At 62.2% G+C, this 22,889-nt stretch carries 16 protein-coding genes; 7 read left to right on the forward strand and 9 right to left on the reverse strand.

Annotated elements, in window-relative coordinates:
- Positions 1 to 11 precede the first annotated feature (11 nt).
- The 7 genes from NKH57_RS17985 to NKH57_RS18015 form a co-directional block, all read right to left on the reverse strand.
- Complete coding sequence (locus NKH57_RS17985; RefSeq protein ID WP_352945815.1) at positions 12 to 887, reverse strand: dienelactone hydrolase family protein; 876 nt, start codon at positions 885 to 887, stop codon at positions 12 to 14.
- Positions 888 to 2,178: 1,291 nt separating this feature from the next.
- Entirely contained in the window at positions 2,179 to 3,339 is a 1,161-nt protein-coding gene (locus tag NKH57_RS17990) for an ABC transporter permease (RefSeq protein ID WP_352945817.1), read from the reverse strand.
- A 55-nt stretch (positions 3,340 to 3,394) separates the two neighbouring features.
- Entirely contained in the window at positions 3,395 to 4,138 is a 744-nt protein-coding gene (locus tag NKH57_RS17995; RefSeq protein ID WP_352832928.1) for an ABC transporter ATP-binding protein, read from the reverse strand.
- Between the two features lie 10 nt (positions 4,139 to 4,148).
- Positions 4,149 to 5,612 (reverse strand): efflux RND transporter periplasmic adaptor subunit, encoded by a 1,464-nt coding sequence (locus NKH57_RS18000; protein ID WP_352832926.1) that lies wholly within the window; start codon positions 5,610 to 5,612, stop codon positions 4,149 to 4,151.
- Positions 5,613 to 6,767: 1,155 nt separating this feature from the next.
- Complete coding sequence (locus tag NKH57_RS18005; RefSeq protein ID WP_352945820.1) at positions 6,768 to 9,020, reverse strand: xanthine dehydrogenase family protein molybdopterin-binding subunit; 2,253 nt, start codon at positions 9,018 to 9,020, stop codon at positions 6,768 to 6,770.
- A complete protein-coding gene (locus tag NKH57_RS18010; RefSeq protein ID WP_352832920.1) occupies positions 9,013 to 10,071 on the reverse strand; it encodes an FAD binding domain-containing protein in 1,059 nt (352 codons plus the stop codon). The genes NKH57_RS18005 and NKH57_RS18010 overlap by 8 nt, the downstream gene beginning before the upstream one ends.
- Positions 10,068 to 10,562: a (2Fe-2S)-binding protein gene (locus NKH57_RS18015; RefSeq protein ID WP_352832918.1), complete on the reverse strand. Its 495-nt coding sequence runs from the start codon at positions 10,560 to 10,562 to the stop codon at positions 10,068 to 10,070. The genes NKH57_RS18010 and NKH57_RS18015 overlap by 4 nt, the downstream gene beginning before the upstream one ends.
- A gap of 185 nt (positions 10,563 to 10,747) precedes the next feature.
- On the opposite strand from NKH57_RS18015, the gene NKH57_RS18020 reads away from it, so the two are divergent.
- Positions 10,748 to 11,341: a TetR/AcrR family transcriptional regulator gene (locus NKH57_RS18020; protein WP_352832915.1), complete on the forward strand. Its 594-nt coding sequence runs from the start codon at positions 10,748 to 10,750 to the stop codon at positions 11,339 to 11,341.
- Positions 11,342 to 11,819: 478 nt separating this feature from the next.
- Here the strand turns inward: NKH57_RS18020 and NKH57_RS18025 are convergent, their stop codons facing one another.
- Positions 11,820 to 12,821 carry a DUF1236 domain-containing protein gene (locus NKH57_RS18025; RefSeq protein ID WP_352945822.1) on the reverse strand — a complete coding sequence of 334 codons (1,002 nt, stop codon included), beginning with the start codon at positions 12,819 to 12,821 and terminating at the stop codon, positions 11,820 to 11,822.
- 619 nt (positions 12,822 to 13,440) lie between these two features.
- On the opposite strand from NKH57_RS18025, the gene NKH57_RS18030 reads away from it, so the two are divergent.
- The 6 genes from NKH57_RS18030 to NKH57_RS18055 all read left to right on the forward strand — a co-directional run bounded on the left by NKH57_RS18030 (position 13,441) and on the right by NKH57_RS18055 (position 21,117).
- Positions 13,441 to 14,439 (forward strand): LacI family DNA-binding transcriptional regulator, encoded by a 999-nt coding sequence (locus tag NKH57_RS18030; RefSeq protein ID WP_352945824.1) that lies wholly within the window; start codon positions 13,441 to 13,443, stop codon positions 14,437 to 14,439.
- Positions 14,436 to 15,953 (forward strand): sugar ABC transporter ATP-binding protein, encoded by a 1,518-nt coding sequence (locus NKH57_RS18035; protein WP_352945826.1) that lies wholly within the window; start codon positions 14,436 to 14,438, stop codon positions 15,951 to 15,953. Before NKH57_RS18030 ends, NKH57_RS18035 begins: the two co-directional genes overlap by 4 nt.
- Positions 15,953 to 17,008 (forward strand): ABC transporter permease, encoded by a 1,056-nt coding sequence (locus tag NKH57_RS18040; protein WP_352604567.1) that lies wholly within the window; start codon positions 15,953 to 15,955, stop codon positions 17,006 to 17,008. The genes NKH57_RS18035 and NKH57_RS18040 overlap by 1 nt, the downstream gene beginning before the upstream one ends.
- 71 nt (positions 17,009 to 17,079) lie before the next feature.
- A complete protein-coding gene (locus NKH57_RS18045; RefSeq protein ID WP_352945828.1) occupies positions 17,080 to 18,063 on the forward strand; it encodes a substrate-binding domain-containing protein in 984 nt (327 codons plus the stop codon).
- Between the two features lie 405 nt (positions 18,064 to 18,468).
- The gene (locus NKH57_RS18050; RefSeq protein WP_352945830.1) at positions 18,469 to 18,657 is read left to right on the forward strand and encodes a hypothetical protein; all 189 of its coding nucleotides are present in this window, start codon (positions 18,469 to 18,471) and stop codon (positions 18,655 to 18,657) included.
- 1,473 nt (positions 18,658 to 20,130) lie between these two features.
- On the forward strand, positions 20,131 to 21,117 hold the full coding sequence (locus NKH57_RS18055) for a diguanylate cyclase domain-containing protein (protein WP_352945832.1): 987 nt from the start codon (positions 20,131 to 20,133) through the stop codon (positions 21,115 to 21,117).
- 353 nt (positions 21,118 to 21,470) lie between these two features.
- Here the strand turns inward: NKH57_RS18055 and NKH57_RS18060 are convergent, their stop codons facing one another.
- A complete protein-coding gene (locus tag NKH57_RS18060; protein WP_352945834.1) occupies positions 21,471 to 22,706 on the reverse strand; it encodes a GGDEF domain-containing protein in 1,236 nt (411 codons plus the stop codon).
- Positions 22,707 to 22,889 lie beyond the last annotated feature (183 nt).

Here is a 22,889-nt window from a genome sequence, read left to right on the forward strand (position 1 = left end):
CTGCCGCGACTTCATTTCAGATGCGCAGCGATGAATGCCTCTGCTTGTTCCGCGGCTTGCTTTGTTGCCGCTTCGTCGTAAGCAAGATGGTGCCCTGCGAGGTCGAAGGGCTGTTCAAACGGCATGGTGAAGGAGTGAGTAACGCCCGGATAAACGACTACCTCAAAATTGGTCTTGCCCTCGAGGGCTTGGCAGGCGGCCACAGGGCCTGTCCAGTCGTCTTTATCCCCGATCAGGATCAGAGTCGGAGCGGACGCTTTGGCGTTCTCGTAGCATAACGGATAGTACGCCACAACGCCGGCAATACTAGTATCGTGTGCCCCCGGTGCATTGGGATCGGTGGCATATAGGGCGGCCGTCGCGCCGGCCGAAAATCCCATCAGAAAGACCTTCTTGGGGTCGATGTCGGGCATTGCCTTGACGACCTTCACCGCCGCTACGGCGTCTACGCCGCCTTGCGTGATCAACTGAAGAACAGCTTGGTTTCTATTCTGGACATCCGCTAGCACAGTAACGAACTTGGCACAGTTATCGTTTTCCCCGCGCGGCGTATGCGTATCGACTATGAAGATCGCAACGCCCTTCGACAGCAGTCTTTCGGTCACGAACTTCTCCTGCTGAAACTCAGGGGGAAAGTTCGGCCCGCCACAGGGGGGCATGTAGACTACTACCGGGAACGGTCCCGTGCCCTGGGGCTTGAAAAGCGCGCCCGCAATTTCCTTGACCGCCGGATCATTGACCGGGATCGGAATGACATTGGTGTAGCCACCACCCATCGGCGGTGCCGCCGCCGACCATGACGGCCGAACAAGCATCACACCGGCCGCACCAAAAACCACAGCGGCCGTAATCAAGGCAGCATGCTTCGTCGCGCTAGCTAAAGTCATCGAGCACTCCCATTGCTTGCCGTTTGTTCCTATTTTGCCAAGCTTGGGGTGAGAGAGGATAGCACAACTTGCGACGGAGCGCCTCTGACCGACCCCTAGATCGTGCGACCCGCAGAGAACTCAAGGGTGCCGTTTTTTGACCGGGGGTGTCCCTCCTGCTGGTCGTTGGTGCACGCGGCACAGCTGAAGGTCAAGCGGCGCTACCCCAGAGGCAGCCTCCCTTGCCACTTCTATAGGCCTCTTCTCGCAGCTAACCTGGTTTGATCACGCCGATGGAGACAGGGCGGGGCGCTGCCGGTCCGGCCGGTCCGGGCCCGCGGTAATTCTTGCTCTTACCTGTCTCTCGACCGACTCTGCCTCGCGTTTAGAATAAGAAATGATCGGACCCAGCGGACCGGTCGTATCCTCGGGCGCTGGGCTCAAGTTTCTGGTCGGGCGGGCATTGGCCAACGGACGAGCTGCAAACGCCGAGAAACGCGACGCGGCTCCCCCAGCGCTCCCCGAGCGAACCAGGAGCGACGCCGGCCCGAGGCTCGGCACGGGATGGGAGGCCCGGACCCTAACCTTGGCTGCGCAGGAGTATGCTGTTCGTATCCGTCCCAAAGATACGCCTCAAAGGCCCCGCCGCGCGGTCCGGTCGCTAGACAATTCTTCCTGCCTTCTAATCTCGCAGCGGTGTTTGAGGCTTCTCCCCTAACGCCCTCTCGCGGCCGACGGCCGCATCCACGCCGTGGACTTGAAAAACGGACTTCGCAATATCCAGACCGATTGTCGGTAACGTTGCTCACTATAGCGCCCCTCCAGCTCTAATCCCGCGATCATGCCGTAGGAGGGAGGAGAGCCGTCCACCGCATCAGAAGCGGACTTGCGGCTTGGAATGTGAGAAGCGGACGTTCACGCGCCCCCATGCATCGACGCGATCTGACCCGAAGCCGGTCATTCCCCGCTCAACATGGACGTCGCGGAACCGCGGGAAGCCTTCATTCAGTTAGTTCAGCTAGCGATGGCTTCGGCAGCATCACTTCGGCCAGTGCCGTGGACCGGCACGCTTTTGAGTACGAGCGGTGCTGAGCGCTTGAGCACCCATTCGTTCGCATCAGTGCTAATCTGTTGCAGCAATAAACCCGGTCCAGATGGGGATGAACTCGTTTCCAATCGACCGATTGTGCCCTGACCGCTAACGACGAAATTTTGCCGGTCCGCATCTCTCCCACCGGAGCGCGCGTGATGGTACTCAATCACGGAACCGCAGAGCGAGACTAAGCGCTGTTTGATGCACGAGGTGGCAGGATCACTCGGCGCGCAGGGCTTCGATAGGCTGAAGCCGTGCAGCCTTGCGGGCGGGATAATAACCGAAGAAGACGCCCACGCAGGCGGCGAAGCTGACGGCAAGCAGCACCGCGCTGAGATCGATGACTACCGGCCATTGAGCGAATGTGCCAATGGCAGCCGCCGCGATGATCCCGATGGATACACCGAGGATGCCACCCATCAAAGCAAGGGTGATGGCCTCGACGAGAAACTGAGCAAGGATATCTCTTTGGCGCGCGCCCACCGCGAGCCGCAGCCCGATCTCGCGGGTGCGCTCCGTAACCGTCACAAGCATGATGTTCATGATACCGATGCCGCCGACCACCAGAGATACCGACGCGACCGTGAAAAGAAGCAGTGATACGGCGTTCGTTGCCGTTTTCTCAACCTCCGCCGCCTCGGCCAGATTGCTCACCATGATGGTTTCTTCCTGGCCCGGCTGCAGCCGGTGCCGCTGACGCAGCAGGTCATGAATGGCCGCCATAGTGTCCTCGGCCGACACGCCCTCTGCGAACTTGACCGTGATATTGTGGACTTGCCAAGGATTGGCACGGCTGGTGCCAACGAATTGACGCCGAGCTGCCGTTATTGGAACCAGCGCAACATCATCCTGGTCGTCGCCCCACACGCTCTGGCCCTTGCGCTCGAGCACACCGATGACGGTGAACGGCACATCGCGTATGCGCAACAGGGCCCCAACGGGGTCGGCATGGCCGAACAGCTTCTCCCGCATTGTGGTCCCAAGAAGCACCACGTTGGCGGCGCGCCTGTCATCTTCCCAAATCATTTCACGCCCGGCCATGACGGCCCATTCCCGCGCGATGAAATAGCTTGGAGTGACACCGCGAAGAACACCCTGCCAGTTCGAGTTCCCGACCGTAAACTGAGCCCGGCTGTAAAGGAGCGGCACCGCAACAATGACGCCCGGGATCTCCGATTCGATCGCCACCGCATCGCCTTCGCTCAGGCGCGGAGCGGCACCACTGCCAAGCTGAACGCTGCCCATGCGTGCGCTGCCTGGAGTGACGCTGATAAGGTTGGTGCCGAGACTGCGAATCTGAGCCGCGATGCGTTCGCGAGCGCCATTGCCGATGGACATCATTACCACCACAGCGGCGACACCGATGATGATGCCCAGCATGGTAAGGGCGCTGCGCAGGCGGTGGGCGCGCATCGATCGCAAAGCCGCTCTCGCGCTACTGGGCATTGTTGTAGACCAGCGACAGACGGCCTTGGGAGCCCGAATGCCATGCGTGCTGCGGAGCGGGATGGTCGGCCACCATGCGCCCGTCGCGGAAGGTCACGATGCGACCGGCATTGGCAGCAACCTCCGGCTCGTGTGTCACCAGCACAATGGTGAGCCCTTCACCATTGAGACGGCGGAAAATCGCCATGATCTCTTGCCCGGTCTGACTGTCGAGCGCTCCGGTTGGCTCGTCGGCAAGCAGGACCAAAGGCTCGGTGACCAGAGCGCGGGCAATGGCAACGCGCTGCTGCTGTCCGCCTGACAACTCCGCTGGTGTATGGCTCGCTCGGTCGGCCAGGCCGAGCTTTTCGAGCAACGAGAGAGCGCGGCGACGGCGCTCGGCGGCGCGCATGCGACGATAGACGAGCGGCAGTTCAACATTTTCCAGCGCACTGGTGCGCGGCAGCAGGTTGAAAGACTGAAATACGAAACCAATGCTGCGGTTGCGGATTGTCGCGAGCGCATCCTGGCGGAGGCGGCCGACATCAATGCCGTCAAGCCGATAACTGCCTTCGGCTGGCCTGTCGAGGCACCCCAAAATGTTCATGAACGTGGACTTGCCGGAACCTGAAGCTCCCATCACGGCGACGAAATCGCCCTGTTCAATGTTCAGGCTAATGCCGTCGAGCGCCCACACCAGTCCGCCGCCGATGCGGTAGCTGTGACGCAGAGCCTCGACCGCGATCAGGACCATCCCCGGTGCCTCACTGCAGCCGGAAGCGAACCAGGACCGAAGAGGCCTCGGCATCCCGTCCTGGTGACGCGGCGAACCCGGTAATGACCGGCTGCCCCTCGGCCAGCTCTCCAGCCAGAATCTCGCTCATTCGGCCGTCGCTGATCCCGATTCGAAGCGCAACCGGTGCCGGCCTGCCGTCCCGTCCCAGTACAAAGACTTGCCCAATCGATCCCGACTCCACGCCGTTCTCAACCGATTTTAATAGGGGAGTCTCATTCAGACGGGCCTCCTCTAGGGTGCCGCCCCGTGGCCGGAAGCGCAGAGCGGCGTTTGGCACTTTCAAGGTATCTTTCTGCTGTGCCACCACCACCTGCAAATTGGCAGTCATACCGGGCAGCAGCAGCTCGTCGGGATTTTCGGCAGCGATCACCACTACGTAGGTGACGACGTTCTGCACGATCTGCGGTGCTTTGCGGATCTGCTTTACGGTGCCGGCGAAGACGCGCTCGGGATAGGCATCGACTGTAAAGGTGACCGGCTGCCCTATCGAGAAGCGGCTGATATCAGCCTCCACCACTGAGGCTTCGACCTGCATTTGCGCGAGGTTCTGTGCGATCGTGAACAGGACCGGGCTTTGGAGGCTGGCCGCCAAAGTCTGGCCACCGCTGACGGCTCGGTTGACTACCGTGCCGGTGACTGGCGAACGGATATAGGTACGCTCAAGATCGATCTGCACCTGACGCAGGATTGCCTGCTTCTGCTTCACCTGCGCCAAAGTGTTCGCAAGCTGCCCCTCTGCCATGTGGAGCGCCGCCTGAGCCGCGCGGACCGACGCTTCCCGCGACAGCTCATCCGCACGGGCCGCAGTTGCCTGCGCCTCGGCCGATCTGTAGGCGTTCTCAGCATGCTCCAATTCGCCGGATGCGATGACCTTGCGTTGAGCGAGGGGGCGCTTGCGTTCCATATCCTGTGCCGCACCGTCAAGCCCAACTTGGGCGCGCAGGCTTTCAGCCTTCGCGGAGGTGCGCCTTGCCTCGGCAGTTTCCACCTCAGCCAGTGCCTGCTCAACCTGCGCTCGCTGCACCAGCACAAGCGACTCGGCCATCTCAAGCTCGGCCTGGGCCTGCGCCACCTTTGCCTCGTATATTTCTGGCTCCACCCGAGCGATGACCTGGCCCTCCCTCACGCTGGAGTTGAAATCGACATAAAGCTCTTTGACCAGGCCGGATACTTGCGAGCCCACCTCGACCAGGACCAGCGCGTTCAGCGTGCCAGCTGCCTGCACGGTTGTGACAATGTCGCCCCGCTCCACGGCTGCTGTGCGGTAGGAGTGTGCGTTCACATCGCCGGAGGAGGAAGACAAAAAAGCTGCCAGCCGATCAAGCCCTGATGGCAACTGGCCGAGCACCGAGGACGGCGACGGCGACGCTTGGCTCGATGGTATCGCGGCCGCGCCCAAGAACGCCGTTGCTAGCAACACAATGCGCATCATTGTCAGAACCAATTGGAGACGCAGAGTTGATCGGCCAACAGGCGAAAGCGTGGGTCGATGCTCCCGCCTCATCCCATGTGTGATCATTGAGGTGCCGCCCTGGGGCGGCACCTCAAAGGGGCCCGTTACTACTTGCAATGCCCCGGGTTGCCCGTGCACGTGGTGACGGGATCGTTGCCGAGATTGCCTTGGCCGGTGGTCGTATCCTGCGTTGCGGTTCCGTTGGCGTTGCCATTCACATCCTTAGTGGTTTCAGGGTAAACGCAGATAGAGTTCGGGCCGTCTTTAGTGTACGTTCCGCCGGCGGCTTCGCAGTCCGCTGACGACCCAGAGGCGAAAGCGGCACCCGTCCCGAGCACAAGTGCACTGCCCATGAATGCGGCCGCAGCCGCCAAGATCAACCAATGTCTGGACATTTGATCCTCCCTTCGTTTTGCCAGAGCCAAAGTTACACAACGCGCTGCACAGACCACCTCTGGCACCAGCCCGCAGCGCAAGTTAAGGATTGCCCGCCGATCTTTGATCAGCCGGTCAGTGGAAGCTGGATCTTTTAGATTAACGAATGCGAGGCAGCCGGCAGCGGTACTCTGCCACGGCGCTGCCGAAGACTCTTGTGCATGTGTCTGTTTCTCGGCAGCGCTGCAACCGACAGCAATGCGACCCGACGTAACCGTCGACGTTGCTAAATTCCGCATTGCCAACCGAACTGGCAAGTCGGTCGTTAGAACCAAGCCTCTCACTAAAGATAAGCGTTAACGATTTATCGCGCCATTGCAACCGATATTTCCACTTTAGACCGAACTGTATTTTGATATTATCATATAGATGTTGAGTCTACTCCTTATGCGTAGACTTGTAGGCTAAAGACTAGTTACGCCCCCTTTTCCCTGCGCAGGACGCAAGCCGTCATCTCCGTTGGCACGCGAGTGCCATGTACCTGGGCCGTCAAAGTCGATGCGCGTAGCCCCTAACTTGGCTTGCTATATCGTCCGGGAGCGCAAGCGATTGAAGTGAGATGAGCTTGTCCATCTCACCGACATCCACAAGGAGCGTCGCCGGTCCCTCGCCGCAGGTAAGGTTGAGCGAAGGGCTCTCCGCGCTATCGAGCCCGGCGATCTGCTCGGATACAGGGCCGGGCCTTAGCAGCGAACCTCCTCAGCAGACAATGTCCTCGATGCGGATCGGAAAGCGGCGCGCCCTTACACCCGTCGCGTGCCAGATGGCGTTGGCGATGGCGCCGACCGTGCCGGTGATGCCGATCTCGCCGACGCCCTTGATGCCGAGCGGGTTCACATATGGGTCGTCCTCGTCGATCAGCAGCGCTTGCATATCGGGAATGTCGGCATGGACCGGGATGTGATAGCTGGCAAGGTCGGCGTTCATCGGCCGACCGCTGCGGCGGTCGTGGACCGCCTCTTCATGCAGTGCGAAGGAAAGGCCCCAGATCATGCCGCCATAGAGCTGGCTTTTCGCCAGCTTCGGGTTGATGATGCGCCCGGCGGCAAAGGCACCGACAAGCCGCGTCACCTTCACCTGGCCGAGATCGGCGTCGACCTTGACCTCGGCGAACACCGCGCCGTGCGAGAACATCGCCCGCGCCTCTGCGTCCGCTGAATCACGCCCGCCGGCGCCCATGCCTTCCAGGGTTTTCAGGCCGGCCCGCGCCAGAATGTCGGCATAGCTTTCGCTGCGGGTTTCGTCGGCGCGATGATGGAGCCGCCCGCCGCGCGCCTCGACGCCGGCATTGCCGGCACCGAACAAAGGCGAATCAGGGGCGTTGACGGCAAGTTCCGCCAGCTTGGCGATGGCGTCGGTGCCGGCGTTGTGGAGCGCGGTGCCCGCCGTGGCGGTATGACCCGAGCCGCCGGCGACGCCGCCGTCGGGAAGCTCCGAATTGCCTGAGCGGAATTCGATTTGATCGATACTCAGGCCGCGCCCGTCGGCGGCGATCTGGGCCAGCGCCGTCCACGCGCCCTGGCCCATGTCGGCCCCGGCGGTCTCGACCAGCGCTGTGCCGTCGGCGCGCAGCGTGGCGCGCGCTTCTGCCTGAAACATCGGTGCGTGGAACAGCGCCGTGCCCATGCCCCAGCCGACAAGGTTTCCGCCCTTGTCGCGCATCCGCCTGGGCTCAATCGGACGCCCGGCCCAGCCGAATTTCTCCGCGCCCCGCGCATAGCATTCGCGCAGCGACTTGGCCGAGAACGGCTTGCCGGAGGCCGGATCGGTCTCGGCATAGTTGCGCAGACGGAATTCCAGCGGGTCGAGCCCGCAGGCAAGTGCTGCCTCGTCGATGGCGCATTCCAGCGCCGCCGAGCCGGTGGCCTCGCCCGGCGCCCGCATCGGCCCCGGCGTGCCGATATCGACGCGCACCGCCGAATGCCGGGTCGAGATTGCCGGGCTGGCATAAAGGTTCAGCGAGGCGTTGGACGCCGGTTCGATAAAATCGTCGAAGCTGCTGGTCATTGCCACCGTGCGGTGTTCCAGCGCGGCCAGACGCCCTTGCGCATCCATGCCAAGGCGGAGCTGTTGACGCGTCGCGCCGCGATGCCCGACCGGCCCGAACATCTGGTCGCGTGGCAGCGCCAGCTTGACCGGGCGCCCGAGCATGCGCGCGGCCAGGATGGCCAGAATGTAGTGGCCGTTCATGATCGCCTTGGAGCCGAAGCCGCCGCCGAGGAAGGGGCTGCGCAGCAACACGTTCTCGACCGGGATGCCGAAATAGCCGGCAAAAGCCGCGCGCGACATGACGATGGCCTGATTCGGCGTGTCAATGGTCAGCCGGTCGCCATTCCATTCGGCGACGATGGCGTGCGGTTCCATGGCGTTGTGATATTGCGGCGGCGTCTCAAAATCAGTGTCGATCCTGTGGGCCGCCGCGGCATGACCGGCGGCGATATCGCCCTTGTCGAAGTTCGGCGGGCTGCCAATTCCCACCGCCGGCGGATCGTAGGGCTCACCGTCGTCGAAGCCGACATGCGCGGTCTCAGCCTCATAGGTCGGCGCGAGCAGCCGCGCGCCTTCGGCCGCGGCCTCCAGCGTCCCGGCGACGACCAGCGCGATCGGCTGCTTGGCATAGCGCACGCGGTCGTTCTGCAAGGCGTCGAAGCGGAAGTCGAACAGCGAGTGTTTGTCTTCCGGGTCAAGCGCCAGCGGCGGGCAATTGGCCGGCGTGATCACCTCGACGACGCCGGGATGGGCTTTCGCCGCCGCCACGTCGAGCGAGGCGACGCGGCCGCGCGCGATGGTGCTGACCGCGACCACGGCATGCAGCAGGTTTTCAGGATGGTTGTCGGCGGCGAAGGTCGCGGCGCCAGTGACCTTGAGCACGCCGTCGCGGCGGCTTAGCGGCTGGCCGCTCGAAGACCCCATGCGGACATGGGGGGCGGAAAAGGGAATGGTCTCAGGCATGGAAGGCGACTCCGGTGTCGGAAGCAAAGACGGATCCGGGCAGCGCCGGCATGCGGACCGGCGTTCCGGCCGCCGCAAGCAGCAGTGCGCGTTTGACCACCCCCTTCGCCAGTTCGATCTTGTAGGCGTTGTCGCCTGAAGGTCTTGCGTCGGCCAGCGCGGCCGCAGCCGCCTTTGCAAAGGCGTCACCGTCCGGCGCGGCCCCCACCAGCAGCGCCTCCGCCGCGCGGGCGCGCCACGGTTTCGCAGCAACGCCGCCGAGCGCCAGGCGGGCCTCGCTGATCCTGCCATTCTCGATCCGCAAGGCTGCGGCGGCCGAGACCAGCGCGAAGGCAAACGAAGTGCGCTCGCGCAGTTTCAGATAGCGTGAGTAGGCACGGAAACCGGCTGCCCTGGCTGGCAGGCGCAGCGCGGTGACCAGTTCGCCCGCCGCAAGGTTGGTTTCGCGCTCGGGCGTCGCGCCCGGAAGCAAATGGAAATCCTCCAAAAGCGCCTCGCGGCGGCCGTCCCGTCCCTCGATCTCGACCACGGCGTCGAGGGCGACCAGCGGCACGCAGAAATCCGACGGGTGGGTGGCGATGCAGGCGTCGGACCAGCCGAGCACGGCATGGCTGCGGTTTTCGCCGCCCAGCGCGTCGCAGCCGGCGCCGGGGTCGCGTCGATTGCAGGCGCTGGCCGCGTCATGGAAATAGGCGCAGCGCGTGCGCTGCATCACATTGCCGCCGACGGTGGCGGCATTGCGCAATTGCGGCGAGGCGCCTGAGAGAAGCGCCTCGGCAGCGGCCGGATAGGTGGCGGCGAAGGCCGGATCGCGGGCGAGATCGGCATTACGCACCATGGCACCGATGCGCAGCGATCCGTCGGCAAGCCGCTCGATGCGGTCGAGGCCGGGCAGCCTTGTGACATCGACGAGCTTTCCGGGACGCAACGCGCCGCCCTTCATCAGGTCAAGCAGATTCGTGCCGGCGGCGAGATAGGCGGCACCGGGTTCGGCGGCGGCGGCGACGGCTTCGGCCACTGAAGCCGGGCGAACGTAATCAAACAGGTTCATGCGACACTCCGTTCTTCGGTGGACAGGCGCTGCTGTGCGTCGAGCACGGCCTCGATGATGCCGGTATGGGCGCCGCAGCGGCACAGATTGCCGCTCATGCTCTCGCGGATGCGCTGCGGGTCGTTGCCGGCGTCGCCCTCGCCGATGAGGCCCACAGCGCTCATGATTTGGCCCGGCGTGCAGAAGCCGCACTGGAAGCCGTCATGTTCGATGAAAGCGGCTTGCACCGGGTCGAGCCGGTCGCCTTCGGCGAGACCTTCGATAGTCTGCACATCGGCGCCGTCGAGGCTGACCGCCAGCGCAAGACAGGCGTTGATCCGACGCCCGTCGACCAGCACCGTGCAGGCGCCGCATTGGCCGCGGTCGCAGCCTTTCTTCGTTCCGGTAAGATGAAGCCGCTCGCGCAGAAGGTCGAGCAGTGTCACTCGCGGGTCTTCCAGCGCAACGTCCTTGCGGGCGCCGTTGACAGTTAACGTGACGGACAAAGTCATGTTCGCTCCGATGGATTATGTCTCAGAAATTTATCGACGTGGCGGGTCGGCTGTGCGACGCAGACAGCAAGCCTTTCGGGAGGCAGGGCGCGAGGCTACAATCAACAATCCACACCGGCTGCCCGAGATGTGTTATACGGAGGGTGCCTCCGTTTTGCAAGCAAAAAATTGGGAATGAAAGGTAGATGGGCGAGAAAACCGAAAAGGCAAGCCGGAAACCGCGCGCCGATTCTGTCCGCAACCGGGACCGCCTGCTCGTCGCGGCGCATGACGTGTTCAGCGCCGGCGGCCCGGACGCCAGCCTGGAGGCTGTGGCCCGAACCGCCGGCGTCGGCATCGGTACGCTCTATCGCCATTTTCCGACGCGCGAGGCGCTGTTTCAGGCGGTCTACCGGCGCGAGGTCGACCAACTCGTCGATCTGGCCGTGACGCTCGCCGCCGAGGCGCCGCCGCTGGAGGCGCTGCGCCGCTGGCTGCATGCCAATGTCGGCATGGTCGCCACCAAGAAGGGCATGCTCGCCGCTCTTGCCCCGGCCGCCGGCAGTTCGACCGAGCTCTACGCCCATTCCGCCGCGCAGTCGGCCCGCTCCGTCGGCAATCTGATGGCGGCGGCCGTCGCCGCCGGCGAAATCCGCGACGACATCGCGCCGGAGGACGTCATGCGCGCCCTGATCGGCATGTGCTACACGCGCGACCAGCCCGGCTGGCAGGCCACCGTCATCCGCCTCGTCGATGTCTTCGTCGACGGCCTGCGCGTGCGCCGCGATGAAGCCGGGTGAGGGGCAGGGACGGCAATCGCATACGAGGTGGAGCGCTGCGTAGACGACCTCCCTCCTTCTTGTGGGAGGAGCGCCAGCGAAGTGGCCGGATGAGGGCGGCAGAAGCCCTCATCGAAGCCAATGCCTGAACGACCGGCCTTGGGGCCGCAACCTGATCGTCCGCGATTGGGAGCCACATGGGGTAAAGCAGCTGTTCCGCTATTGATCCTTGAGTATCTCAGCTCACGGTTTTCCGCGGCTAATGCAGGCCTCCTTAACAGCGTTGTTGTCGCAGCCCGCTCCGCGCCAGCTTTGTCGGTACGGATCTTCCGGAGTATTACAGTCGTCATTGCGGCCTTGCTGTCGGTTGTGTGCTTCAATTTTATGACAACTTGCATGTCCTTTCCGACGCGAGTGGACCTTCGATGCCAGAGCAAAAAGATGCCGCCGTGCCTTGCGGCACGGCAGCGTCTTTTTGCTTTTCGCGATGTTGTCCCGATCAGGCCTCCAGGATAGCCACGATCTCGTAGGTATCCGGATCGACGATGACGATGCGTCCGTCGGCCAGCACGAAATACTCGTAGCGTTCATAAGCCGGGACGATCTCGACGATACGCGGTGGCAGCCGATGCAGGCGGATCTTATGCCGGGGCACCTGGACGCCGACCGAGATGTCGAAGCCGACATCGCGAACCGGCTGGACGTGGGTCTCGTGGATGATCTGCGTGATCTGCGTCTTCTGCTCGACCGTCACGTTGTTGATCGAGGCCGTCTTGTTCTGGTCGGTCTGGACGTTGGCGTTGCCCTGGGCGTTCTGCTCGGTGGTCGTACCGGTCTTACCCTGGGCATTCTGCTGGGTCGGCATCTTGGTCGTACCCTGGGCGTTCTGCTCAGTGGTGGCGCCGGTCTTGCTCTGGGCGTTCTGCTCAGTGGTTGTACCGGTCTTGCCCTGGGCGTTCTGCTGGGTTTGCATCTTGGTCGTACCCTGGGCGTTCTGCTCAGTGGTGGTGCCGGTCTTGCCCTGAGCATTCTGCTCAGGGGTCTTCATCTTGGTCTTGCCTTGGGCCTGCTCATTCGTTTTCGAACCCTTCGGGCAGTTGGCCATGCCGGTCTGGCACTTGGCCGTACCCTGAGCCTGCTCCTCGGTGTTGGTGCCGGCTTTGCCTTGGGCCTGCTCATCGGTCTTCACCTTGGCCGTACCCTGAGCCTGCTCCTCGGTTTTAGTGCCGGCCTTGCCCTGGGCCTGCTCATCGGTCTTCACCTTGGCCTTACCCTGGGCCTGCTCCTCGGTGTTGGCGCCGGCCTTGCCCTGGGCATTCTGCTCGGTCTGCGACTTCATCTTGCTTTGGGGCTGCTCGCCCGCCTTGCCGCCCTTCTGGCAGTCGGCCTGGCCGGCGGCGCAATTGTCGCCTCCGCTCGGCTGCGCGGATTCGGTCTGCGCCATCGCGGCGCCGCACCCGACGCCGAGCGCGATCATGCTCGTGATCAGAAGATGTTTCATCTGATTTCTCCTTCGGAACTCGGTCCCTTCCTCCCATAAACCGCAGGCGAAAGGCATAGTTCCGAAATTTGCCCGCAAAACCGGGTGATGTGAAAAACGCAGACAGCAATCTTGTCAGGAACAAGGCTCGGCCGTGCTCGATGAAGCCTGGCCACGAACGCCGGCTTCGGCGAGTACTACACGCTCGGCGGCGTTGGCGAGCGCCCGAGTGGCAAGAGGTGACGGCAAAGCGCCTGCCCTATCCGGGCGGCGATCTGCCGCGCGAAGTCATTGGATCACATGCGGCGTGGACGTGCAGAAGCGCTCGGTCTTCTATGTCGTCCGTGGCTTAGGCGTGCGGGACTCGTCCAATCCTATACGCCGCATTCGTGATCGCGCTGCTACGCTACTGCCAGGAAAATAACCGGCCGCCTCGCATTGGCCCCGCGATCTTGCCGCCCCTCCACCGGTCAGTCGATTGAAATTGCGGGCGCAAATTTGGTCGAAAATCGTCATCGAAGCGATTGCGCAAACGTTTCGACAGCGCTATCTTAGTCCCAAATCCGCCAGAAACCAATAAGAGCGGACCGGAAACGCGTCATCAGGGAGGAGCGCTTGCCAGCACTCCAATTGAGCCGCCATGCCGACAATGGCTGAGGTCGCGCGCCGCGCCGGCGTGTCGGTTTCGACCGTCTCGCATGTCATCAACCGGACCCGCTTTGTCTCGCCGGAGAAGGCGCGGCTGATCAATGACGCGATTGCCGCGATGGGCTATCAGCCCAACGAGCTGGCCCGATCGCTGAAGATGGCCTCGACCAACAGCGTCGGCCTGGCGATCTCGGCGATTTCCAACCCCTATTTCACCGACATCATCTGCGCGGTGGAAGCCGAATGCGCGCGTCTTGGCCTCATGGTGTTCCTCTCCGACACGCAGGAGGATCCCGATCGCGAGCTGTCGGTGGTGCGCGCCTTCCATCAGCGGCGGGTCGACGGTGTTATCCTGGCACCGTCGGGCGCGCCGCAGCGCGCCATCGACTATTTGGCCGAGAAGAAGCTGCCCTGCGTGCTTATCGACCGCTTCGCCGATCAGCGCTTTGACCAGATCGGTGTGGACAACGAAACGGCGATGCGGGCGCTCATCGACCACGTCGCCTCCTTCGGTCACAAGCGCATCGGCTATCTCGCCGGCCAGCCGGGCTTGGCGACGACGCGTGAGCGCATCGAGGCTTTTCGCGCCTCGCTTGCCGCCAATGGACTTGAATGCCTGCCGCAGTATGTCTCGTGCGAGAACGTCGACACGGTGAGCGCCACGGCGTCAACCCACGCCATTCTGTCCCTGCCGTCGTCGCCCACGGCATTGATCACCGGCAACAATATGACGACCATCGGAGCAGTACGGGCAATCCGCGAAAGGGGTCTCTCGATACCAGGGGATATCTCGCTTGCCGGTTTCGACGATTTCGAATGGGCCGATTGCTTCGAGCCGCGACTGACACTCGTCGCGCAGCCCTGCACGGAGATCGGCCGGCAGGCCGCGGCCTTGCTCTGCGCCCGCATTGCGTCGAGCGGCCTGGAGCCGCAGGCGGTCCGGCTGCAGGCGACGCTGCAGGCCCGCCAATCCTGTGCGAGGCCGGCATGAGCGCGCCGCTGCTTTCCGTCACCGGTGCGGTCAAGCGCTTCGGCGGTGTCCAGGCGCTGCGCGGCGTCGACTTCGACCTCAAGGCCGGGGAAATCCACGCACTGCTCGGCGAGAACGGCGCCGGCAAGTCGACGCTCATGAATCTCTTATCGGGCGTCTACATCCCGGACGAGGGCAGCATCCTCATCGACGGCAAGCAGGTAGCCTTCGACAATCCGCGCGAGGCGCAGGCGGCCGGCATCGCCACCATCTTTCAGGAACTCGACCTGGTGCCGACGCTCGACGTCGCGGCCAATCTGTTCCTTGGCCGCGAACTGATACGGCCGGGCGGTTTCCTCGACGTGCCGGCGATGCGGGGCGAGGCCCGCAAACGCTTGGAAGCCATCGAGCTTGCCATAGATCCGGCCAGCATGGTCGCCGATCTGTCGATCGGTCAGCGCCAGGTCGTGGCAATCGTCAAGGCGCTGTCCTACGCCTCGCGCGTTTTGATCATGGATGAACCTACGGCGGCACTGACGGTCGGCGAGGTCGAAAGACTGTTCGACATCATGCGCAAGCTCGCCGGCAGCGGTGTCGGCATCGTCTATATATCGCATCGCCTGGAAGAGGTGCCGCTGATCGCCGACCGGGTGACAGTGATGCGCGACGGCCGTGTTGCGGGCGTCACCGAGCCGCGCGCGCCGCAGGCGCAGTTGGTTCGGCTGCTGGTCGGGCGGCCGCTGGACGAGCTTTATCCCGAACGCACCAGGATCGCCGGCAAGACGCTGCTTAGCCTGCGCGACGCGAGCTTCCGGCTTGCCCATGAAAGTGCCGGATGGCAGCCGCCGACCGGCATCTCGCTCGACGTCAATGCCGGTGAGATCGTCGGGCTGGCCGGGATCATGGGGGCAGGGCGTACGGAACTGCTGAGCGCGCTCTATGGCGCCGGTCTGTCCGGCCGTTGGGAAGGCGAGGTCGCCATTGACGGCCGGCCGGTGAAATTGAATTCGATCAAGGCCGCGCGCGACGCGGGCATCGCCTTCGTCACCGACGATCGCCGAGGCAGCGGCCTGATGCTCACAATGGCGGTAGGCCTCAACCTCGTTATGTCGGTGATCCGCCGCATCTCGCCGGCAGGCCTGATGTCGCCGCGCCGCCAGGCTGATGCGGTCAGGCAGTCATTCGGCCAGTTCGACATCAGGCCGAAGAACTCTGACATCGCCGTCGGCGCACTTTCGGGCGGCAACCAGCAGAAGGTGGTGCTGGCCAAGGAGATCCTCGGCAATCCCCGGCTGCTGCTGCTCGACGAGCCGACACGCGGCGTGGATGTCGGCGCCAAGGGCGAGATCTATGCGCGGCTGCGGCAACTCGCCGCGCAAGGGCTCGGCATCCTGGTCGCCTCCAGCGAGATGCCGGAGCTGATCGGCCTGTGCGATCGCATAGTGGTGCTGCGCCAGGGGCGCAATGTGGCGGAATTCATCGGCGGCGTCGACGAGCACACGGTGCTTGCCGCGGCAAACGGCAGGGAGGCCTGATGGCGCAGGACAAGATTTTGATCGCAGGGGCGCCTGTGGTTCCCGTGCCGGCAGCAAAGCATCGCGACCCGCTGGCCCTCATCGTGCGTTTTCAGAGCTTGATTGGACTGGTCCTGGTGGCGATCGGCGGCATCATCTTCTCGCCGCGCCGGCATGGCGAGATCCTGTTCCTCAACCCCGACAACATCGCCAACATCGTGCGCGCCGTGTCGGAAACCGGCATCATCGCCATCGGCATGACCTTCGTCATCATCACCGCCGGCATCGACCTCTCGGTCGGCGCCGTGCTTGGCCTTTCCAGCGTGGTGACCGCATCGATGATGATTTCGGGTGGCTTTGGCCTCATCCCGACCATCCTTGCCGTGCTGGTCATGGGCATCGTCTTCGGCACGATCCAGGGCACCATCTCCAGCCGCTTCCGGCTCGAGCCGTTCATCGTCACGCTGGCCGGCCTGCAGGCGGCGCGCGGCCTGGCGCTGGTGGTGTCGGGCAATCAGTACATCAACATTTCCTATGGCGACGGGCCTGGCTTGGCGCCCCCGGTGTTCGCGGTGCTTGGCGAACGCCTGTTCAGCAACACCGTTCCGGTGGCCACCATCGTGTTCATCGCCTTCGCCGCGATCGCCACGGTGGTGCTCAACACCACACGTTTCGGCCGCTATGTCTTTGCCGTCGGCGGCAATGAGCGCGCCGCGCGCATTTCCGGCGTGCCGGTGTCGATGGTGAAGATCTCGGTCTATGCCATCACCGGCTTTGCCTCCGCACTTGCCGGCATCGTGCATGCCGGCCAGTTCAATTTCGGCAGCGCCAATGACGGCATGGGCTACGAGCTCACCGCAATCGCCGCAGTGGTCATTGGCGGCACCAGCCTGTTCGGCGGTGCCGGCTCGATGGTCGGCACCGTTGCCGGCACCATCATGCTCGGCGCGCTCGCCAACATCCTTCAGCTCAACAACATTACCCCCGCCATGCAGCTGCTCGCGACCGCCGCGATCATCGTGCTGGCGGCAGTGCTTCAATCCCTCGTTCGCCGCCGCGAGGGTTTGGGCCGTTAGGACGAAGGCGGCGGCAAGTAAGAGTCAGTCAACCAAGGTCTGGCCCCGGCCCGACGAGGAGGAGAGTGAATATGAAAACCACAAGAAGAAGGCGTGCGCTCAAGGCCGCGCTTCTGGCAGGCGCTGGCCTATGCATGGCGGGAGCCGCCCAAGCTGCCGGCCCGATGGTCAAGGCCTGCGCCAAGGACGGTCAGTTCATCATCGGCTTTTCGCAGGCGAACAATGCAGAACCCTATCGCCAGCACGTCAATGACGAGCTGACCGCGGCTGCCAAGCAAGTGCCAGGCTTCACGCTGCAGATCGCCGACGGCGCCGGCAACGTCAACACGCAGACTTCGCAGGTCGACAACTTCATCACGCAGAAGATCGACCTCCTGCTGATCTCGCCCTTTGAGGCGGCACCGCTGACGCCTGCCGTCAAGCGTGCCATGGATGCCGGTATCCCGGTCATCGAACTCGATCGCAAGACCGTTGGCGATCCTGGCAAGGACTACACCGCCTTTATCGGCGGCGACAACTACAAGATAGCCATGGAAGCGGGCAAATATACCGCCAAGACCTTGCTGCCGGACGGCGGCGAGGCAGCCGTGCTCGAGGGACTGCCAAGCTCCACGCCGGCGGTCGAACGGCTGAACGGCTTCAAGGACGGCGTGAAGGCGAATGCCAAGATCCAGGTTGTGGCCGAGCAGGCCGCCGACTGGGTGCCGGACAAAGCCCAGACCGCCTTCGCCGCCATGCTGCAGGCGCATCCCGACATCAAGGTGCTCTACGCCTCGAATGATATGATGGCGGCGGGCGCGCTGCTTGCCGCCAAGGGCGCCGGCAAGGACGTCAAGATCATCGGCACCGATGGCTTGCCGGGACCTGCGGGCGGCATCGAAGCCGTCGCCAAGGGTGATTGGGCGGCGACCTTCACCTATCCGACCGGCGCCAAGGAAGCGATCGAAATGTCGAAGAAGATCCTGCTCGATTGCGCCTCGTCGGTGGAACCCACGGTCACCGTCGACACGACGGCGATCACGGCCGAGAACGCCAAGCAGTTGTCGGGTAAGTAGCCACGGCTGCAACTCACGCGAAGAGGGCGGGCGCGACCCCGCCCTCTTTGCGTTCGCAACTATCAAAGGCAACTCAAAAGAGGGCATCGCGCTAAAAGTATGCCAAACAACGCTAAGGCGATTACATATTTGACAGACCCGGCAAAACGGCAGGCGCGGTATTGCCGGTGAGACAACAGTGAAACCCGCGTCGGCGCTGGGGCTACTCATAGCCGCCCCCGCCAAGCTAGCGCTCGCCCGAAGCCGGGCAATCCAGGCACTTCGGTTTGGTTAAAAACGTACGGTGGAATCCCATTGTGCCTACGTCGGATGCGCTTATGAATCGAAGTCGTCACCAACTGGGTTACAGGGCGTCGGTGCTTGAGAGTTCGCAAAGCTCCCGCCCTCTGATGGGGAGTTGGCATCATGGAGCAGTTATCTAATCAGGTATCGCCTTTCGACTGCGACGTCCTGCGCAGCGCCTTCATAAGACTCGTCATCGAAGAGAAAATCCCTCAAGATCGATGGCGTATGTTTGCTGAGCAGTTGATAAGCGACTTCACGGATAGCGATGACATCGATCCTGAGTTGCTGGAATGGATCATACGCAAGTAGCTGCGTAGCCCCGAAACGATAAAAACCCGCTGTTGTGACGGCGGGTTTTTACCTTTCAGGCGAAGCCGTGGGGACATGCACCCATGCGGCGGCGGGGCTTTGGGGGGCACATCGTCTGCGCCGCACATGGCGCCTTTCCCCACGTAAGCCGAAGTGTAATTTTACTTCAGCGCTCACGCAATTGCACCAAAAGGATTACCAGCCGTAGGGGAATGCAGGGATGTTACCCTGCCAAGCGCCGCCGTCGGTCTCTACGTTCATCTTCAATTGTAGCACGAACGACGAGAACAGATGGTGATTCTGATTGCGGCTCGTTTCCGCAGGGCTGCCCAGGGCCGCTAGCAATCAACGGTAGCGGCCCCTGAACGAGCAAGTAACGCCATTTCGAGACGTTCAGATCCTACAACGGAGCATCTGCCGCTCCAAGGTCATGACGCTAGATGTTCTCTCCGCCAGATCACCTGACAAATAGTTGAAATTACAGGCGAATAGGGGAAATGAAGCGCCGCACCCCACGCTTCACCCCACATTTTTCATGGGCGTTACTGAACCATGTCGGATTTCTGTAACCTTCCCCACCGAGATAGTTCGCGACAGCGTTCCTCACGTTACTTTTCCAAAACCAATCAAGGTGGCGTCGAGAGATCCTGCCGGGTGCTGCTCTTTCTGCTGGGTGATTGAGCGGGAACGTCTAAATTACTTTCCAACCGGAAGTTTCCGAGCTTGCCGGTTGGATTCGGACTTCACTCCACCACGCCGCGCTAGCAGTCGGCAGATCTGGTTCACCGTCTGGCGCGTGGTTGGAGCTGTTGTCGAGCCATACGATCTCGTGGCGCTGATCGAGAGTGAGCCATTTCCGGACAACCCGAGATTCGAGCTAAGCAGAAGCATAGTCCTCGCTGGTCACGGCTATTCCTGGAATTGCGCCCCACCTTCTGTATCTCAGAGGCCGGACCAAAGTCTTGTTCTATGCACGCAAAGGTCCGATGGAACCGCATTGGTTCTGGGAACGATCCCTGGAAGTTCTGCATTTTTAGCCAATACTTACTTAGAGAACTTGCGGAGACCGACTATACCTTAGCTCAGACTAAACGGTTCCGCCTTTCCCGAATTTAGGGACGGCGATAGGAGAAATGTTGTTCGGACTTCAGCAGGTCGGCGCGCGACCATATGAGCCGGGCGGAACACGCGATGAGAAGCTGCCGGCCTGCAAACGCGCCCGTTTTTGCCGTTCATCGACAAACAGACATGCCCCTGGATGATCCTTGGCGGTCGAGCGCGTCATGTCGGGTGCGCTTAGCTGGTGCTGCCGGAGGAAGGCCTCACTTGAAGGCTCACATGCACCGGATGCGGGCGTGATGGACCACATGGGGGCTCTCGGCGCAGGCAGCGGCCAATCCCGAATTTGCTAAACGCGATCTAAAGAAACATCCCGTAATGCTAATGGGCGCCTCAACCGTCTATGAGAAACGTATGTCAGCTTTGCAAGCATCAAAGGCAGTCCAAGACAGACAGCCCGAAGGGGAGGAAAACCCGTCTGATTGGCTGTTGCGGGAACGGATTCGACTGCTCGAGGCAGTCGTCGACAATTTCCCGGGAGGCATATCGCTCTTTGACGATGATCTGCGGATGGTCCTTTGCAATGAACAGCAAAAATCGATGCTGGACTACCCGCCGGAGCTTTTCACATATGGCTTTCCGAACATGGAGGATTTGTTCCGGTTCAATGCCGAAAGGGGCGAATACGGTCCGGGTTGCGTAGAGGACCATATCACATCACGCCTTGAACTGGCCAAACAGCGAACGGTGCACAGCTACACTCGTACCCGACCGAACGGCATGGTGATGGAAGTCCGTGGCGTTCCGCTCGTGGGGGGCGGGTTTGTAACGACCTATCTGGATGTTACCGAGCAACGGCGAAATCAGGAGTTGGTTGCCCATATGGCTCACCACGACCATCTGACGGATCTTCCCAATCGCGCGTTGTTCAATGACCGCCTTCAACACGCAATCGCCAAGACGAAGCGCAGCGGAACGATAGCCGTCCTTTGCCTGGACCTCGATCGCTTCAAGCCGGTCAACGATATGTTTGGGCACCAGGCAGGGGACGAACTTCTAAAGCAGGTTGCCGACCGCTTGCGCGCGTCGGTTCGCGAGCACGACACGGTCGCTCGTCTCGGCGGCGACGAGTTCGCCATTGTTCAGACCGATATTCATCGCGCGTCAGATGCTGCGGTCCTGGCAACTCGTCTGGTCACGGCAATGCAGGAGCCGTTCGAGGTCTGCGGGCGTACGGTCTCGATCGGCACCAGCGTTGGGATATCTGTTGCACCAGACGATGGTCTGTCTTTGGACGAGCTCTTGCGGAAAGCCGACCTCGCCCTTTACCACAGCAAACATGGTGGACGCGGCGCGTTCAGCTTTTATGAAAGTGGTGCAGAACACGGCGCGGACGTATAGCACGCGGACTGAATTTTCGGGAAACTGATGGAGCGGCACTTTTGAGACGCGACGGATGTTGCGCCTCTTCCGGATTCGACATGATTTTGTCGAGGTAGCAAGCTCGCCGACCGCTACTTTATCGGGCGGGCGATGTCGTCATGTGCTGGCCGATGCGCCTCTCGGAAATCGATACTGAACGGAGCCGCCAAGCGCCGCGTTCGCCAATCAACCAATCACGCGCTCCGCCGACCATTACGATGAGAACGACGGCGGCTCCGAGGCCGGCTTTGTCCGACACGCGTCCACAATGCACCGCGTTCGCCAGGCGCTGAGTTCCTGCCCGCACCGCGCCGCCGGGATCCCCGACGGGATTATGTTGCCGAGGGAATAGCTTTGCGCTCTGGAGACTGCGCTCGGTGCAACAGTACCCGATTTCGGCCCGATTGCTTCGCCAAGTATAGTGCAGCATCCGCTTGACGCTGTAATTGCTCCGGCGAAATGGCCTCTTCAGACGCTTGAACCGCTACTCCGATGCTAAGGGTGACGCGGTGTGATAAACGTGATCCGGGGTTGGGCAAACCGGCGTCCTCGACGCTCTTGCGAATTCTCTCGGCCACGGAGATCGCCTCATCCTCACTCACTGCAGGCAGGAGCACCAGGAACTCTTCGCCGCCATAGCGGGCCACTTGATCGCGATCCCGCCTGACGTTCTCCTGGATGATGTTCGCGACCTCGACCAGACATCGGTCGCCCTCGGCATGGCCGAGGTGATCATTCAGCTTCTTGAAGAAGTCTATATCGCACATCAGCATTGCCGCGCCATCCAGGCATCGTTTGTCAGTTCCCCACAAATGGTCGAGCGTTTCGGTCATCCAACGCCGGTTGGCGATGCCTGTGAGCGGATCGGTCTTCGCCAGGAGTTCCAGTCGATCATTGGCTTTTGCCAGTTCCGCGACCCTGCGCCTGTCGCGAAGCTCAAACAGGAAAGTCTTTTGAGCCAGAATTGTCATGACGCGACGCGCGGCGACGGTTGCGAAAATGCCGCTGGCGAAAAACAGGGTCGCCGCCACGGCGCTTCCAAAGTCAATGGCGGGATTCTGCAGTTGAAAAGCCAGATAAATACTGAGCGCCAAGGCGGCAATGGTCACCGTCCAGGCCAGCGGGATGCCGAATATGATAATGGAAGTAATCGCCACGAAGAGCATGATGTTCAAATGGCGTTCGTAGAATTCGCCGCCGGCGCTAACGCCGACCAGGGCAACCGACAACAAGATGAGGAACATGCCTGCAATCAGCGACGCCCCCTGTATCCAGCGCGCCTGCGGCTTTCGCCAGAGAAGGGCGACGGCAACGGCGACAGGCGGAAGGATCACACTAGGCAATAGCATGGAATCCGCGATAGCGGCTGGAAGCATCAGCATGTTGAGGGCCATGGTCAGCACATCCAACAAAGCTACCCAGACCATCCAGGCGCGGATGGTCTTCGCCGTCTGCGACCAGATACGTTCTCGGAACAGGCGGTTTATCTCGCCCTTGAGGCGAATTTCGCGCGTGCGACGCGCTAGCAGGCGGTCCACTTCGCTGGTCAAGGCAGGGTCGTCCTGCATGTCAAGATTCACCAGATGTGACACAATGGTTGGGCCTAAGCTCTTCTCCTGAATAATCCATCCGACCGGTCGCGAACGTCCGAATGAGCAAGCATGCCAGCTCATCCTGAAGATTTGATTGCTTGAGAGCGGATTTCGTGGCGCCAGGAACCATTCCGTCGGGGGTGGCTCTTAGTCACATGC

It is taken from the genome of Mesorhizobium sp. M1050 (assembly GCF_040318715.1).
In the GTDB taxonomy this organism is placed as follows: Bacteria; Pseudomonadota; Alphaproteobacteria; order Rhizobiales; family Rhizobiaceae; genus Mesorhizobium.

Bases quoted from the DNA above. Each gene is read 5' to 3' on its own strand.
- NKH57_RS18035 (WP_352945826.1), top strand. From the start codon at position 14,436: ATGAGCGCGCCGCTGCTTTCCGTCACCGGTGCGGTCAAGCGCTTCGGC.
- NKH57_RS18005 (WP_352945820.1), bottom strand. From the start codon at position 9,020: ATGCCTGAGACCATTCCCTTTTCCGCCCCCCATGTCCGCATGGGGTCT.
- NKH57_RS18010 (WP_352832920.1), bottom strand. From the start codon at position 10,071: ATGAACCTGTTTGATTACGTTCGCCCGGCTTCAGTGGCCGAAGCCGTC.
- NKH57_RS18050 (WP_352945830.1), top strand. From the start codon at position 18,469: ATGGAGCAGTTATCTAATCAGGTATCGCCTTTCGACTGCGACGTCCTG.
- NKH57_RS18025 (WP_352945822.1), bottom strand. From the start codon at position 12,821: ATGAAACATCTTCTGATCACGAGCATGATCGCGCTCGGCGTCGGGTGC.
- NKH57_RS17995 (WP_352832928.1), bottom strand. From the start codon at position 4,138: ATGGTCCTGATCGCGGTCGAGGCTCTGCGTCACAGCTACCGCATCGGC.
- NKH57_RS18060 (WP_352945834.1), bottom strand. From the start codon at position 22,706: ATGCAGGACGACCCTGCCTTGACCAGCGAAGTGGACCGCCTGCTAGCG.
- NKH57_RS18000 (WP_352832926.1), bottom strand. From the start codon at position 5,612: ATGATGCGCATTGTGTTGCTAGCAACGGCGTTCTTGGGCGCGGCCGCG.
- NKH57_RS18055 (WP_352945832.1), top strand. From the start codon at position 20,131: ATGTCAGCTTTGCAAGCATCAAAGGCAGTCCAAGACAGACAGCCCGAA.
- NKH57_RS17985 (WP_352945815.1), bottom strand. From the start codon at position 887: ATGACTTTAGCTAGCGCGACGAAGCATGCTGCCTTGATTACGGCCGCT.
- NKH57_RS18030 (WP_352945824.1), top strand. From the start codon at position 13,441: ATGCCGACAATGGCTGAGGTCGCGCGCCGCGCCGGCGTGTCGGTTTCG.
- NKH57_RS18045 (WP_352945828.1), top strand. From the start codon at position 17,080: ATGAAAACCACAAGAAGAAGGCGTGCGCTCAAGGCCGCGCTTCTGGCA.
- NKH57_RS18015 (WP_352832918.1), bottom strand. From the start codon at position 10,562: ATGACTTTGTCCGTCACGTTAACTGTCAACGGCGCCCGCAAGGACGTT.
- NKH57_RS17990 (WP_352945817.1), bottom strand. From the start codon at position 3,339: ATGCTGGGCATCATCATCGGTGTCGCCGCTGTGGTGGTAATGATGTCC.
- NKH57_RS18020 (WP_352832915.1), top strand. From the start codon at position 10,748: ATGGGCGAGAAAACCGAAAAGGCAAGCCGGAAACCGCGCGCCGATTCT.
- NKH57_RS18040 (WP_352604567.1), top strand. From the start codon at position 15,953: ATGGCGCAGGACAAGATTTTGATCGCAGGGGCGCCTGTGGTTCCCGTG.